We start from the raw sequence: 14,288 nt of genomic DNA, 5'->3' as shown, positions 1-14,288 counted from the left end.
CCAACATAGTACAAGTCACCAAACCCCAATTGGGGTGCGTTCAACGCACCCAACGCCACATTGGGGCGCTCGGGGCTAGCGGCCCGCCGGGGTCACGTTCAGCATCATCCCCGCCAGCCCGCGCGCCCGGACCGACAGCTTCTTCGCCACATCGCTCAACACCACCGAAGCTGGGGCCTCCGGCTCCGACAGCACGATCGGCGTGCCCGCGTCCCCCTGGATGACCACCCGCGGGTCCATCGGGACCTGCCCGAGCAGCGGGACCTCGGACCCGATCGACTTGGACAGCGAGGAAGCCACCGTCTCGCCGCCGCCGGAGCCGAACAGCTCGAGGCGAGAACCGTCCGGCTGCTCCAGCCACGACATGTTCTCGATGACCCCCGCCACGCGCTGACGCGTTTGCAGCGCGATCGCACCCGCGCGCTCCGCCACCTCGGCCGCCGCCTGCTGCGGTGTCGTCACCACCAGGATCTCCGCGTTGGGGATCAGCTGGGCCACCGAAATCGCGATGTCGCCCGTGCCCGGGGGCAGGTCCAGCAGCAGGATGTCCAGATCGCCCCAGAACACGTCCGCCAGGAACTGCTGCAGCGCCCGGTGGAGCATCGGGCCGCGCCAGACCACCGGGGTGTTGCCCGGGGTGAACATGCCGATCGAGATCACCTTCACGCCATGGGACTGCGGCGGCATGATCATCGTGTCGACCTTGGTCGGCTTCTCGCGGGCGCCCAGCATGCGGGGGATCGAGTGGCCGTAGATGTCCGCGTCCACGACACCCACCGACAGCCCGCGCGCGGCCATCGCCGCCGCCAGGTTGACCGTCACCGACGACTTGCCCACGCCGCCCTTGCCCGACGCCACGCAGTACACCCGGGTCATCGAGCCCGGCTGCGCGAACGGGATCACCGGCTCGGCCGCGTCGCCGCGCAGGGACTTGCGCAGCTCGGAGCGCTGCTCGTCGCTCATCACGTCCAGCTCGACCCGCACGTCGACGACGCCCGGCAGCTTCGACACGGCCTCGCGCGTGTCGTTGGTCAGCGTCGCCTTCAGCGGGCAGCCGGCCACCGTGAGGTAGATGCCGACCGTGACCACGCCGTCCGGCGCCACCGCCACGTCCTTGACCATCCCCAGGTCCGTGATGGGTTTCCGGATCTCGGGATCTTGCACGCTCTTCAGCGCGCTGCGGACGTCGTCGACGCTGGGGAGCTGCTGCGTACTGGTCACCCCGTCCATGTTACGAGCCGGTAGGAGTGCGGGACTTCCTGGGCTGGATGGACAGGTCCTCGCGGAGCCGGTCCAGCTCGGTGCGGAGGTAGTCGCGCGTGGCCACTTCGCCGATCGCCAGCCGCAGCGCCGCCAGTTCCCTGGCCAGGTATTCCGTGTCCGCCTTCGTCTGGGCCGCGCGGTTGCGGTCTTCCTCCAGGGAGACGCGGTCGCGGTCGTCCTGGCGGTTCTGCGCCAGCAGGATCAACGGCGCCGCGTACGCCGCCTGGGTGGAAAAGGCCAGATTGAGCAGGATGAACGGGTACGGGTCCCACTGCAGCGAAACCGCCGTGATGTTCAGCACGATCCACACCACGACGATCAGCGTCTGCCAGAACAGGTACTTCCCGGTGCCCAGGAACCGGGCGATCCGCTCGGTGAACCGCCCGAACGAATCCGGGTCGATGTTCAGCCTGAACCGGTTCTGGCCGCGGGGCTGGTCGAGCCGCCGTCCCGAAGTCAGTTCAGGCACGGTCTTCCTCCAAGGTGTCGTGCAGCCCGGTCTCCCGCCAGTCCTCGGGCAGCAGGTGGTCGAGGACGTCGTCGACGGTCACCGCGCCGATCAGGTGGTCCTCGGTGTCGACGACCGGCCCGCAGGTCAGGTTGTAGGCCGCGAAGTAGCGGGTGACCTCGGCCAGCGACGCGCCCGGTTTCAGCGGCGGCAGCCCGGTGTCCACGGCGCTGGCCACCAGCTCGGCCGGCGGCTCCCGCAGCAGCCGCTGGAAGTGGACGACGCCGACGTAGCGCCCGGTCGGCGTCGCGGTCGGCGGGCGGCAGACGAACACCATGCTGGCCAGCGCCGGCGGCAGTTCGGCGTTGCGGATGTGGGCCAGCGCCTCGGCGATCGTCGTGTCCGGGGTCAGCACCACCGGCTCGGGCGTCATCAGGCCGCCCGCGGTGTCCGACGAGTACTCCAGCAGCCGCTTGACCGGCGCCGACTCCTCCGGCTCCATCAGCTCCAGCAGCCGGCTCTGGTCGGCCGGGGCCAGCTCGGCCAGCAGGTCGGCCGCGTCGTCGGGGTTCATCGCCTCCAGGACGTCGGCCGCGCGCTCCTCGGCCAGGTAGGCCAGCAGCTCCTTCTGGTCGTCGTCCGGCAGCTCCTCGATGACGTCGGCGAGGCGCTCGTCGTCCATCGCGTCGGCGACTTCGTGCCGCCGCTTGAGCGGCAGGTCGCGCACGGTGGCGGCGATGTCGGCCGGCCGCATCGTGTCGAACAGCATGAGCAGCTGGCCCGCGCCCTGGGGCTGGGCGCCCAGGTCGGCCAGGCCCAGCCCGGCCACCTCCGACCAGGGCAGCACCTGCATCGCGGCGCGGCGGCGGCCCAGCCCGACCCGCCGCTCGCGGATGGCCAGCTTGGCGAGCACCCAGTCCCGGGTGCGGGTCGGTTCCATCCCGGCATCGACGACGGTGATCCGCGTGTCCGACCCGGCCAGCGTCGCGTGCGCGTCGAGCAGCTGGCCGAGCACCAGCACCTCGTTGGGGCGCTGGGTGAACTGGCGCATGTTGACCGAGCCGGTGGCGAGCGTCACCGCGGACGGCTCGATCGAGGTGACCCGCAGCATCGGGACGAAGACGCGGCGCCGGGTGCTCAGCTCGACGACCAGGCCGAGGATCCGCGGCGGTTGCGCGTCCAGGCGCAGCCCGGCCACCAGGTCGCGGACCCGGCCGATCGACTCGCCGTCGGGGCCGAATACCGGCAACCCGGACAGCTGAGCTGCGAAAACCCTGTTGACCCCGGCCATGCCGCTGACACTATCGGCTGGCCGCCCATGGAGCGATTTCCGCCACTGTGACGAAGGCCGGGTCGTCGCTGTCTTCGCCCGTCTCCGCGTATTCCTCGACCATCCAGATCCAGTTCTGCACTGCCCGCACGAGCGTCCAGGCCCGCGCCTTTTCGGCGTCCAGTTCGTGTGAAGCGACGATCAGCGCGAACCGTTCGTCCAGTGTGGACTCGGTGAACCGGTTCCAGAACAGCGGGATGACCCCCCACTCGAGGTCACCGGCCAGCGGCTTCGGGTCGATGACGAGCCACGGCTCGCGGGTGCCGGCCAGGACGTTCTCGAAGTGCAGGTCCTCGTTCACCAGCGAGTCACCCGCCGACGGCCCGAGTTCGCGGCAGATCGCGACGGCGTCTTCGACCAGCCGCTTCTCGAACGGTTCGCCGAGTTCGGCCCAGCGGCGGGGGAGTTCCTCGGCCAGCCGCGCCGCCTCGGCCCGCAGCCGCCGCCGCATCGACGCCGGCGCCGGGACGGCCAAACGCTGCGCCAGGCCGCCGATGAGCGGGATCGCCGAGCGCAGCGGGAGGTCGTCGAGGGTGCGCCCGGCGTCGAGCCGTTCGAGGAGCAGGACGCCGTCGTCCGGCGCGGATTCCAGCAGCAGCACCGCACCCCGGCCGGCCCATGTGGACAGTGCGAGCGGCTCGTCGGCGGACTCCTCGTCGCGCCAGCCCAGCTTCAGCACCACCGGCGTGCCGTCGGGCAGGCGCGCGGGCTGCACCACGCCGACGTAGCCGTGCATCGCCTCGCCCTCGAACGTCAGGCTCCACTTCCGGGCGTACTCCGCGGCGAGCTCCGGCAGGGCAGCGAGCCAGGGGACCGCCTCCGGCCCGAGCACCTTCGGTGCGCGGGCGGCGAACAGCGGGGGGATGCGAAGGTCGGTCACGGCTCCAGCCTGGCAGCCGCGTCCAGCGCATTTCGTCAGCTGCCGGGCGGGCGTACGCTGGGCTTTCAAGGGGAAACGCAACCCCGGGAGCTGCCATGGTGGTGGAGATTCTCAGCGCCGTCGTCCTCGTGGGCGGGGTCTGGCTCGCGTCGAGCGTGCGCGTGGTGAAGCAGTACGAACGCGGGCTGATCTACCGGTTCGGGCGGGTGCGGTCCCGCGTCCGCGAACCCGGGCTGGCGGTGCTCGTGCCGTTCGCGGACCGGCTCCAGAAGGTCAACATGCAGATCGTGACCATGCCGATCCCGGCCCAGGACGGCATCACCCGCGACAACGTCACGGTCCGGGTGGACGCGGTCGTCTACTTCAAGGTCATCGACCCGGTCGTCGCGGCGGTCAACGTGCAGGACTACCGGTCGGCGGTCGGCCAGGTCGCGCAGACGTCGCTGCGCTCGATCATCGGCAAGAGCGAGCTCGACGACCTGCTGTCGAACCGCGAGCGCCTCAACGAAGGCCTGGAGCTGATGATCGACAGCCCGGCGCTGGACTGGGGCATCCACATCGACCGCGTCGAGATCAAGGACGTCGCGCTGCCGGAGGCGATGAAGCGCTCGATGTCGCGGCAGGCCGAGGCGGAGCGGGAACGGCGCGCGCGCGTCATCTCCGCCGACGGTGAGCTGCAGGCGTCGCACAAGCTCGCGCAGGCCGCGGCGACGATGGCCGACACCCCCTCGGCGCTGCAGCTGCGGCTGCTGGAGACCGTGGTGCAGGTGTCGTCGGAGAAGAACTCGACGCTGGTGCTGCCGTTCCCGGTGGAGCTGCTGAGGTTCCTCGACGCGCAGACACCGAAGGCGGCCCCGGCCCCGGCTCCGAAGGCCGAGCCCGAGCCCGAGCCCGAGCTCACCGAAGCGAAGCCGGAGGTGAACGGCCACGCGACACCGTCGCCGCGCAGCCCCGGCGACGCGGTGCTGCCGGCGGACTAGTTCAGGTAGCCGTTCGTGCCCAGGATGATCAGGGTGGTGAAGAAGCCGACCCACAGCGCGATCACGACGTAGCCGACGATGACGGCGGCCGTGGCCAGCCCGCGGCCGCCGGCCTCGCCGCGGTTGGTCTTGCTCAGCGCGATGTGGCCCATGATCAGCCCGGCGATCGCGGTGACACCGGAGCAGAAGCCGAGGATCGAGCACACGAGCGCGCCGATGGCCAGCGCGTTGTCCTGCGTGCGCGGCGCTGCGTACGGCTGCCCGTACGGCGCGGGCTGGCCGTACGGTGCCGGCGACGCGTACGGCTGCCCGTAGCCCGGCGGGTACGGCTGCTGGTAGGCCGGCTGCCCCGGGGGCGCGAACGGCGTGCCGGGGATGTAGGCCGCCGGCGTCTCGTACGCCCCGGGCGGCAACTGGCCGGGCTGCTGCGCGGCGACGGTCGTGTCCCAGGTCGGCTGCTCCGCGGCGACGGTGGTGTCGGCGGCGGCCGCGGGAGCGTCGGTTGCCGGGGCGTCGGCGGCCGGGACGTCGGCCGCGGTCGTGGCCGCCTCGGGTGCGGCCGGGGCCTCGGGCGTGGTGTCGTCCGGCGTCGCCGCGGCGATCGTGGCGTCGGGCGACGGCGGGTCGTAGTTCTCCGGCTGGTACGGCGCCGGGTCCGCCGGGGCCGGCGGGTCGTAGGACGCCGCGGTCGGGTCGGCGGCCGGGCGGTCCTTGTCCCCGGTCGGGTCGGTCATGACGGGTCCCCTCGGTGCGGGTGGGAGGCCGGCGGCGCGGCGGAATTGTCGGTGGTCGCCGGTAGAGTCGAAAACGGGGGGCGCCCCGGCGGCCCGGTCAGCTCCAGGAGTCGAGGAAGCCGAGGGCGAACCCGAGGGCCACGAGCGCGATGTTGAGCGCGATCCCCACGTACCCCACGATGATCGCCGCCATCGCCACGCCCTGGCCGTCCGCTTCGCCGCGCTTGGCCTTGCCGTGGGCGATGTGGCCCATGACGATGCCCGCGATGGTGATCAGGAAGCACAGGAAGATGCCGAGGATCGAGCAGATCAGCGCGCCCACCGCCAGCCCCGAGCCCTCCCGCGGCTGCCCCGGCATCCCGGGGTAGCCCGGGCCCGGCGGGTACTGCGGGTAGCCGCCGCTCGGGTACTGCTGGCCGTAACCGGGCTGGCCGTAGCCGGGCTGCTGGTAGCCGCCCGAGGGTGGCTGCTGGCCGTACGGGTTGTTCGGATCCTGCGGGTAAGTCATGATCTCTCCCCTCCCCGCCGCACTTTACGGTGCCGGACCCGCTGAGCGTGAGCGCCCTCATAGCAGCGTTGCGGCTTTGGAGTCATACTCACCGGTAACCCAGCGCCGGGAGCGGCGTCGTACTCCGGAAAGGGAGCCGTGATGGCCCGTCTCGCCCAGACCGCCGGCCTGACCGACGTGCAGTCGGAGATCCTCGCCACCGTCCGCCAGTTCGTGGACAAGGAGGTCATCCCGCACGCCCAGGAGCTCGAGCACGCCGACACCTACCCCGCCGACATCGTCGCGGGCATGAAGGAGATGGGCCTGTTCGGGATCACCATCCCGGAGGAGTACGGCGGGCTCGGCGAGTCGCTGCTGACCTACGCGCTGGTCGTCGAGGAGATCGCGCGCGGCTGGATGAGCGTGTCCGGCGTGATCAACACCCACTTCATCGTGGCGCACATGATCTCCCGCCACGGCACCGAGGCGCAGAAGCGGCACTTCCTGCCGCGGATGGCCACCGGCGAGGTCCGCGGCTCCTTCTCCATGTCGGAGCCCGACCTCGGGTCGGACGTCGCCGCGATCAAGACCAAGGCGAAGAAGACCGACGACGGCTACGTCATCGACGGCTCGAAGATGTGGCTGACGAACGGCGGGTCGTCCAATCTCATCGCGCTGCTGGTGAAGACCGACGAAGGCGCGGAGAAGCCCCACCAGAACCTGACGACGTTCCTGGTCGAGAAGCCCGAGGGCTTCGGCGAGGTGGCGCCCGGGCTGACCATCCCCGGCAAGATCGACAAGATGGGCTACAAGGGCGTCGACACGACCGAGGCGGTCTTCGACGGCTACGAGATCGGCGCCGACATGGTCCTCGGCGAGGCGCCGGGCAAGGGCTTCGCGTACATGATGGACGGTGTCGAGGTCGGCCGCGTGAACGTCGCGGCGCGCGCGTGCGGCATCGCGATCCGGGCGTTCGAGCTCGCGGTGGAGTACGCCCAGCAGCGCAAGACGTTCGGCAAGGCGATCGCCGAGCACCAGGCCGTGGCGTTCAAGCTGGCCGAGATGGCGACCAAGGTCGAGGCGGCGCACCTGATGATGGTGAACGCGGCCCGCCTCAAGGACTCCGGCGAGCGCAACGACGTCGAGGCCGGGATGGCAAAGCTGATCGCCTCCGAATACTGCGCGGAGGTCACGCAGGACGCGTTCCGCATCCACGGCGGTTACGGGTACTCCAAGGAGTACGAGATCGAGCGGCTGATGCGCGAGGCGCCGTTCCTGCTCATCGGCGAGGGCACCAGCGAGATCCAGAAGACGATCATCAGCCGCGGCCTCCTGCGGGAGTACAAATCGCGGTCCTGACGGACGTTTGTCGCTCTGTCGACAATTGACCGCCCGGCCTTTCGGGGTAAGCGGCTCGCACGGTCCGGGCGTTCTTGACAAGATGGACGCCCGGACAACGAGTGCGCAGGTGATGATGGTGAGTAGTCCCTTTGGCGGGGGGCGGGCGCCCGGTGGCCTGCCGCGGCTGCCGACCCCGCCGACCGGCTGGCCGATCGGGTCGTACGCGACCTACGGCGAAGCGCAGAAGGCGGTCGACTTCCTCGCCGACAGCGAGTTCGCCGTCGGCGACGTCACGATCGTCGGGGTCGACCTGATGCTCGTCGAGCGCGTGATCGGCAAGCTCAGCTGGGGCCGGGTGCTCGGCACCGGCGCGGTGTCCGGGGCCTGGTTCGGCCTGTTCGCCGGGCTGCTGCTCGGGTTGTTCGTCAACCAGGGCTTCGCGCTGCAGGTGCTCACCGGGCTGGTGCTCGGCGTGCTGTCCGGGCTGATGTTCGCCGCGATCGGGTACAGCATGTCGCGGGGCCGCCGGGACTTCTCCTCGGCGAGCCAGCTCGTCGCCGGCCGCTACGACGTCCTGTGCCAGCCGCGCTCGGCCGAACAGGGGCGGGAACTGCTCGCCAAGCTGGCCCTTAAACCGCCCTCCGCGAACCCCTGAAAAACCCCAGTTCCACCTGCGAAGAATCACGTTTCGGCGCGCGATCCGCTGGATCGTTACCGATACTGCTTGCGGGGTGTGATCGCCCGGCATAAGTTGGCCGACACCAGTCGGGCGGCCTCGCCCCGCAGCGCGGCGGCCCGAGCACTAGCACGTCGGGGTGCTGGCGCGGTTTCGCCTCATCGCGTCGCGGTGCCACCGGGTACCGCGGTAACCGGCGTGCACGCGGGTGAGGAGGCCTTATGGGGAAGAGGATCGGCGCGGGCAAACGAGGACGGTCGCCCGGCCGCACCGCCGTCCTGCTGGGGGCAGGGGCATTGGTGACCGGCATGCTCGCCGGGTGCGGGACGAGTTCCGGGCTGAAGATCAACATCTACATGTCGCCCGAGGACAACTTCCAGAAAGTGGTCGACGGCTGCAACCAGAAGGCGGCCGGCAAGTACGAAATCGTCTACAACAAGCTGCCCCGCGGGGCGGACGACCAGCGGCTGCAGATGGCGCGCCGGCTGGCGGCGGGTGACACCGCCATGGACATCCTGGGCCTCGACGTCACGTGGGTCTCGGAGTTCGCCGAGGCCGGCTGGGCCGAGGAGTGGACCGGCCAGAACAAGGCGGAGGCGTCGCAGGGCGTCCTGCAGGGGCCGCTCGACACGGCGACCCACAACGGGAAGCTGTACGCGGCCACGAAGAACACCAACGTCCAGCTGCTCTGGTACGACGACCGGCTGACGCCGAAACCGCCGGCCACCTGGGACGAGATGATGCAGGAGGCCCAGCAGCTCAAGGGCCAGGGCAAGCCCTACCAGATCGTCTTCACCGGCGCGCAGTACGAAGGCCTGGTCGTCTTCTACAACACGCTGGTCGCGTCGATGGGCGGGCACATCCTGTCCGACGACGGCAAGTCCGTCGTGATGGACGAAGGCGCGGTGAAGGCCCTGGAGCTGCTCAAGAAGGTCTCGACCTCCGGGCTCACCGATCCGTCGCTGAGCAACCAGAAGGAAGACGACATCCGGCAGGCGTTCCAGCGCGGGCAGGCCGCGTTCCAGCTCAACTGGCCCTACGTCTACGCCGCCTACGCCAAGGACAAGAAGGCCGACCTCCCGCACTTCAAGTGGGCGGTCTACCCCGAGGCCCAGGCCGGCATGCCCGCCCGGACCACCATCGGCGGGTTCGACCTGGCGGTGAGCACGTACTCGCAGCACAAGCCGGAGGCCTTCGAGGCGGCGCTGTGCCTGCGCAGCCCGGAAAGCCAGAAGATTTCGGCGATCAACGACGGCGTGCCGCCGAGCATCGAATCGGTGTACCACAACGACGTTCCGCTCGACCCGGGCAAGCCTGCTTCGGCCGACAACCCGAACATGGCGATCCAGTACCCGATGCGCGACGCCATCCTCGCCGCGCTGAAGACCGCCGCGGTGCGCCCGCTGACCCCGGCGTACCAGAACGCCTCGACGGTCATCTCGAAGATCCTTTCGCCGCCGTCGGACATCGACCCGCAGGCCACCGCGGCCAAGCTGCGCGAGCAGCTCGGTGACGCGCTCCAGTCGAAGGGAGTGATCCCGTGACCGTCCAGGACTCGACCCCGGCCGAGACCGCCGGGGCGACTGTCGCCGGCGAGACGACGTCGCACAAGAAGGGCAAACCCGCCCTGTCCGAAGGGAAGAAGGCCGAGCGGCGGCTCGGGCTGTGGCTGTGCGCGCCCGCGTTCATCGTGATGATCGCGGTCACCGGCTACCCGATCCTGTACTCGTTCTGGCTGTCGCTGCAGCGGTACGACCTGCGCTTCCCGGCGCAGCAGGAGTTCATCGGCTTCGAGAACTACGGTGCCGTGCTGTCCAGTTCGTACTGGTGGACGGCGTTCGGGACGACGATGTTCCTGACCGTCGTGTCGGTGGCCATCGAGTTCGTGCTCGGCATGGCGCTGGCGCTGATCATGCACCGGACGCTCGTCGGCCGCGGCCTGGTCCGCACCGTCGCGCTGATCCCGTACGGCATCGTCACGGTCGTCGCGGCGTTCTCGTGGTACTACGCGTGGACGCCGAAGACCGGCTACCTGGCGAACTTCCTCGCCACCGACGCGGCCCCGCTCACCGAGCAGTGGCCGTCGCTGTTCATCATCATCGGCGCCGAGGTGTGGAAGACCACGCCGTTCATGGCGCTGCTGCTGATGGCGGGCCTGGCGCTGGTGCCGGACGACCTGCTCAAGGCCGCGGCGATGGACGGCGCGACCGCGTGGCAGCGGTTCACGAAGGTGATGCTGCCGGTGATGAAGCCGGCGATCCTGGTGGCGCTGCTGTTCCGCACGCTCGACGCGTTCCGCATCTTCGACAACATCTACGTGCTCACCAACGGCGCGCAGGACACCGGGTCGGTGTCCATGCAGACCTACGACAACCTGGTGAAGGGCCTCAACCTGGGCATCGGGTCGACGATGGCGGTGCTGATCTTCCTCACGGTGGCGATCATCGCCTTCATCTTCATCAAGGTGTTCGGCACGGCCGCACCGGGTTCGGACAACGGGGGTAAGCGCTGATGGCGATCGGAACCGTCACGACGGGCCGCAAGGTCAGGTGGGGCCTGGTCGACATCCTCGTGCTGGTGTTCGCGCTGGTGCCGGTGCTCTGGGTGGTTTCGCTGTCGTTCAAGACCAAGGACACGATCACCGACGGGGCGTTCATCCCGCAGTCGTGGACCTGGCAGAACTACGCGGACATCTTCCAGACGTCGGAGTTCCTGCTGGCGCTGGTGAACTCGATCGGCATCGCGATCATCTCGACCGTGATCGCGGTGGTGCTGGGCACGATGGCCGCGTACGCGGTGGCCCGGCTCGACTTCCCCGGCAAGCAGGTCCTCGTCGGGCTGTCGCTGCTGATCGCGATGTTCCCGCAGGTGTCGCTGGTGACGCCGCTGTTCAACATCGAGCGGAACATCGGGCTGTTCGACACGTGGCCGGGGCTGATCCTGCCCTACATCACGTTCGCGCTGCCGCTGTCGATCTACACGCTGTCGGCGTTCTTCCGGGAAATCCCGTGGGAGCTGGAAAAGGCGGCGAAGATGGACGGCGCCACACCGGCCCAGGCGTTCCGCCGGGTGATCGCGCCGCTGGCCGCGCCGGGCGTGTTCACCACGGCGATCCTGGTGTTCATCTTCTGCTGGAACGACTTCCTGTTCGCCATCTCGCTGACGTCGACCACGGCGTCGCGCACGGTGCCGGCGGCGCTGTCGTTCTTCACCGGGTCCTCGCAGTTCGAGGACCCGACCGGGCAGGTGTGCGCGGCCGCGGTCGTGATCACCATCCCGATCATTGTGTTCGTGTTGTTCTTCCAGCGTCGCATCGTGGCGGGGCTGACCTCCGGTGCGGTGAAGGGGTAGCGCTATGGCAGAGATCGTGCTCGACAAGGTGTCGAAGAAGTACCCCGACGGCGCCCTCGCCGTGTCCGAAGTGGACATGACCATCGCCGACGGCGAGTTCATCATCCTGGTCGGCCCGTCCGGCTGCGGCAAGTCGACGACGTTGAACATGGTGGCCGGCCTGGAGGACATCTCCTCCGGCGAGCTGCGGATCGACGGCCAGCGCGTCAACGAGAAGGCCCCGAAGGACCGGGACATCGCGATGGTGTTCCAGTCCTACGCGCTCTACCCGCACATGAGCGTCCGCGAGAACATGGCCTTCCCGCTGCGGCTGGCGAAGGTGGACGACAAGACGGTGCGGGCGAAGGTCGAAGAGGCGGCGAAGATCCTCGACCTGACCGGGCACCTGGACCGCAAGCCGGCCAACCTCTCCGGTGGCCAGCGGCAGCGCGTCGCGATGGGCCGGGCGATCGTCCGGAGCCCGAAGGCGTTCCTGATGGACGAGCCGCTGTCCAACCTGGACGCCAAGCTCCGCGGCCAGATGCGCACGTCGGTGTCGAAGATCCAGAAGCAGCTCGGCACGACGACGCTGTACGTCACGCACGACCAGACCGAGGCGATGACCCTGGGCGACCGGGTCGTGGTGCTGCGGGCCGGGTACGTGCAGCAGATCGGCTCGCCGCAGTTCCTCTACGACAACCCGGCGAACCTGTTCGTGGCCGGTTTCATCGGCTCGCCGTCGATGAACTTCGTCCCGGCGACGCTGGAGAACAACGAGCTGCGCAGTGCCCTGGGCACGACGCCGCTGACCGACCGCGTCCGGCAGCTGGTGGAGCGGGCGAACGCGCCCCGCGAGGTCATCGTCGGCATCCGGCCGGAGCACTTCGAGGACGCGGCGCTGGTCGCCGACAAGGGCAGCGGGGGGACGTTCACCGCGCACATCGACGTGCTCGAGTCGATGGGTTCGGAGAAGTTCGCCCACTTCACGGTCGAGGGCGAGACGGCGACGTCCGAGGAACTGGCGGAGCTGGCCGCGGACAGCGGTTCGTCCGACGTCCCGGGCGCGGAGTCCCAGATCGTGGCCCGGCTGTCGGCGGAGTCGTCGGCGACGGAGAACGCGGACCTCGAAGTCTGGTACGACGCGGACAAGATCAAGCTGTTCGACCCGTCGAACGGCAAGAACCTCACCTACGAGGACTAGGTCTGCCGCGGCGGTCGTGAGTGGTAAGGCGGGTTAGAACCCGCCTTACCACTCACGAGCGGTCGGGGAGGCGGGGGAAGATCGAGCCGGCCGCACCGCGGGCCAGCGCGCAGGTGGCGTCGCCCGCGGTGCCCGCCGTCTCGACCACGCTGATCTCCGCCAGTTCGCGCCGCCCCGGCAGGCCGGGAGCCGGCTGGGTCGTGTCGACCAGGCAGAACGCGCCGGCCAGCCGGACGCGCGCGTCGCGGCCGCCGAGCTTTTCGGTCGGGCCGGCCGGCTCGACCGTCTCCACCGTCAGCTCGAAGCTCACCTTGCCGCGGATGCAGCTGTGCCCGGACAGGCCGATCGTCGGCCGGCTGTTCGGGCCGGCGGCCGCGTCGAGGTCGGGGCTGTCGAGCGGGACGCACGGCGCCACCCGGCCCCACGAGCGTTCCGGGAACGTCAGCCGCCCCACCTTGTGCCGGGTGATCGCCGTCAGCACCGAGCCGACGGCCGCGTCCGCCACGCCGCAGCGGGCCTCCTGGTCGCCGGTGCCGTCGGTGACCGACAGGTCGATCCGGTTGCCGTCGGCGAAGGTGATCGCGCGGGTGCAGGCGCGGCGGTCGTTGAACATCGACTGCTGGACCGCGACGCCGTCGGGCACCGAGCCGGGGTAGCCCTCGTAGGGCTTGATGTTCGGGTCGGAGTCGAAGGCGAGCGGCCCGACGAGGATCGTGCGCGGCCCGGCCTGGGCGCGGCAGCTGTCGAACGTCGGGACGGCTTCGGTCACCTCGGGCACGGTCAGCAGGCTGCAGAAGTCGATGCTGCCGAAGTCACCGAGCGCGGCGGAGGCGGTCAGCGGGGTGGGCCCGGAATCCGGCTCGGGCGCGGCCTGGGTGCTGGCGCAGCCCGCGGTGAGGAGGGCGCAGAACATCGCGACGGCCAAGCTTTTCGGACGCGGGTACACGGGGTGCAAGTATCACCGCATCGCGCGGAAAAGCCAGCCCTGACGGGGACATCTCTCACTCTTTTTGCGGTGGTCCGGTGCGAACGGGCAGTTCAGGCGGTTTTCCGTGCACGCGCCGGGGTTCCCCGGTCATCTGAACGATTTTCGGATTTGCCGTCCCCTAAGGGAGCGATCCATCCCGCGAGCGATGCGGAAGCGGGTACTCCGGTGGTGAAGTGGAGGTATCGGAACTTCGAGGAAAGGGAAAGACGATGAGCGCACCGGTCACACGACGGCTGTCCCGCCCGCGCCACGGCCGCATGATCGGCGGCGTGTGTGCCGGGCTGGCCCAGCGGTACGGCATGAAGCCCGGGACCGTGCGGCTGCTGGCGGTGTTGTCTTGTCTGCTGCCGGGGCCGCAGTTCGTGGCTTACCTGATCCTGTGGGCGGTCATTCCATCCGAGTGATGCCCTGTCGGACGCGCCGGTGATCCCGTGGTGGTCACCGGCGCTTTGCCGTGCGGTGGATGGTTCGGCTGGGTGCTCCCCGCCGGCCCGAACGCCGGATTGTTCAACGGCCGGCAGGTCGTGTCAAGGCGGGAAAGCGTGCCTTGACACGACCTGCCGGCCGCGGAGGGCGGCTGCGTATCAGGTCGGCAGGGGGGTGTGGGCGGGGGGGGTGTTGGGAATATCA

General features: G+C 69.7%; 15 protein-coding genes. 8 read left to right on the top strand and 7 right to left on the bottom strand.

The features are described from left to right. Positions 1-75: 75 nt before the first annotated feature. Genes ACWEF6_RS41245 through ACWEF6_RS41230 form a run of 4 tightly spaced genes read right to left on the bottom strand, consistent with a single transcriptional unit; the run spans position 76 to position 3,921 of the window. On the bottom strand, positions 76-1,221 hold the full coding sequence (locus ACWEF6_RS41245; protein ID WP_449687931.1) for an Mrp/NBP35 family ATP-binding protein: 1,146 nt from the start codon (positions 1,219-1,221) through the stop codon (positions 76-78). 10 nt (positions 1,222-1,231) lie between these two features. Beyond that, positions 1,232-1,732: a DUF1003 domain-containing protein gene (locus ACWEF6_RS41240; RefSeq protein ID WP_378195216.1), complete on the bottom strand. Its 501-nt coding sequence runs from the start codon at positions 1,730-1,732 to the stop codon at positions 1,232-1,234. Beyond that, a complete protein-coding gene (locus ACWEF6_RS41235; RefSeq protein ID WP_449687930.1) occupies positions 1,725-3,002 on the bottom strand; it encodes a magnesium transporter MgtE N-terminal domain-containing protein in 1,278 nt (425 codons plus the stop codon). The genes ACWEF6_RS41240 and ACWEF6_RS41235 overlap by 8 nt, the downstream gene beginning before the upstream one ends. 10 nt (positions 3,003-3,012) lie before the next feature. After that, positions 3,013-3,921 (bottom strand): aminoglycoside phosphotransferase family protein, encoded by a 909-nt coding sequence (locus tag ACWEF6_RS41230; RefSeq protein WP_449687929.1) that lies wholly within the window; start codon positions 3,919-3,921, stop codon positions 3,013-3,015. Positions 3,922-4,016: 95 nt separating this feature from the next. On the opposite strand from ACWEF6_RS41230, the gene ACWEF6_RS41225 reads away from it, so the two are divergent. Beyond that, positions 4,017-4,901, top strand: a complete 885-nt coding sequence (locus ACWEF6_RS41225; RefSeq protein WP_449687928.1) for a slipin family protein — start codon at positions 4,017-4,019, stop codon at positions 4,899-4,901. Here ACWEF6_RS41225 and ACWEF6_RS41220 read toward each other — a convergent pair. Together ACWEF6_RS41220 and ACWEF6_RS41215 are read right to left on the bottom strand one after the other, a co-directional pair. Beyond that, positions 4,898-5,635 (bottom strand): DUF4190 domain-containing protein, encoded by a 738-nt coding sequence (locus ACWEF6_RS41220; protein ID WP_449687927.1) that lies wholly within the window; start codon positions 5,633-5,635, stop codon positions 4,898-4,900. The two genes, ACWEF6_RS41225 and ACWEF6_RS41220, sit on opposite strands and share 4 nt — an antisense overlap. 97 nt (positions 5,636-5,732) lie before the next feature. Further along, entirely contained in the window at positions 5,733-6,143 is a 411-nt protein-coding gene (locus tag ACWEF6_RS41215; protein ID WP_449687926.1) for a DUF4190 domain-containing protein, read from the bottom strand. 141 nt (positions 6,144-6,284) lie between these two features. On the opposite strand from ACWEF6_RS41215, the gene ACWEF6_RS41210 reads away from it, so the two are divergent. The 6 genes from ACWEF6_RS41210 (at position 6,285) to ACWEF6_RS41185 (ending at position 12,670) form a co-directional block, all read left to right on the top strand. Then, a complete protein-coding gene (locus tag ACWEF6_RS41210) occupies positions 6,285-7,481 on the top strand; it encodes an acyl-CoA dehydrogenase family protein (protein WP_449687925.1) in 1,197 nt (398 codons plus the stop codon). 112 nt (positions 7,482-7,593) lie between these two features. Next, on the top strand, positions 7,594-8,118 hold the full coding sequence (locus ACWEF6_RS41205) for a general stress protein (RefSeq protein WP_167455155.1): 525 nt from the start codon (positions 7,594-7,596) through the stop codon (positions 8,116-8,118). A 242-nt stretch (positions 8,119-8,360) separates the two neighbouring features. After that, positions 8,361-9,683 carry an ABC transporter substrate-binding protein gene (locus ACWEF6_RS41200; RefSeq protein WP_449687924.1) on the top strand — a complete coding sequence of 441 codons (1,323 nt, stop codon included), beginning with the start codon at positions 8,361-8,363 and terminating at the stop codon, positions 9,681-9,683. Continuing rightward, the gene (locus ACWEF6_RS41195; RefSeq protein WP_449687923.1) at positions 9,680-10,651 is read left to right on the top strand and encodes a carbohydrate ABC transporter permease; all 972 of its coding nucleotides are present in this window, start codon (positions 9,680-9,682) and stop codon (positions 10,649-10,651) included. Before ACWEF6_RS41200 ends, ACWEF6_RS41195 begins: the two co-directional genes overlap by 4 nt. After that, complete coding sequence (locus ACWEF6_RS41190) at positions 10,651-11,490, top strand: carbohydrate ABC transporter permease (RefSeq protein ID WP_310970805.1); 840 nt, start codon at positions 10,651-10,653, stop codon at positions 11,488-11,490. Before ACWEF6_RS41195 ends, ACWEF6_RS41190 begins: the two co-directional genes overlap by 1 nt. Positions 11,491-11,494: 4 nt before the next feature. After that, positions 11,495-12,670: an ABC transporter ATP-binding protein gene (locus ACWEF6_RS41185; protein ID WP_449687922.1), complete on the top strand. Its 1,176-nt coding sequence runs from the start codon at positions 11,495-11,497 to the stop codon at positions 12,668-12,670. 52 nt (positions 12,671-12,722) lie between these two features. Here the strand turns inward: ACWEF6_RS41185 and ACWEF6_RS41180 are convergent, their stop codons facing one another. Continuing rightward, positions 12,723-13,616 carry a hypothetical protein gene (locus tag ACWEF6_RS41180; RefSeq protein WP_449687921.1) on the bottom strand — a complete coding sequence of 298 codons (894 nt, stop codon included), beginning with the start codon at positions 13,614-13,616 and terminating at the stop codon, positions 12,723-12,725. A 251-nt stretch (positions 13,617-13,867) separates the two neighbouring features. Between ACWEF6_RS41180 and ACWEF6_RS41175 the strand changes: the two genes are divergently transcribed. Then, complete coding sequence (locus tag ACWEF6_RS41175) at positions 13,868-14,062, top strand: PspC domain-containing protein (RefSeq protein WP_176172951.1); 195 nt, start codon at positions 13,868-13,870, stop codon at positions 14,060-14,062. Positions 14,063-14,288 lie beyond the last annotated feature (226 nt).

It is taken from the genome of Amycolatopsis sp. NPDC004772 (assembly GCF_053601215.1).
The sequence above is the reverse complement of the archived record's forward strand: the minus strand, read 5'-3'. Positions and strand labels throughout refer to the sequence as shown.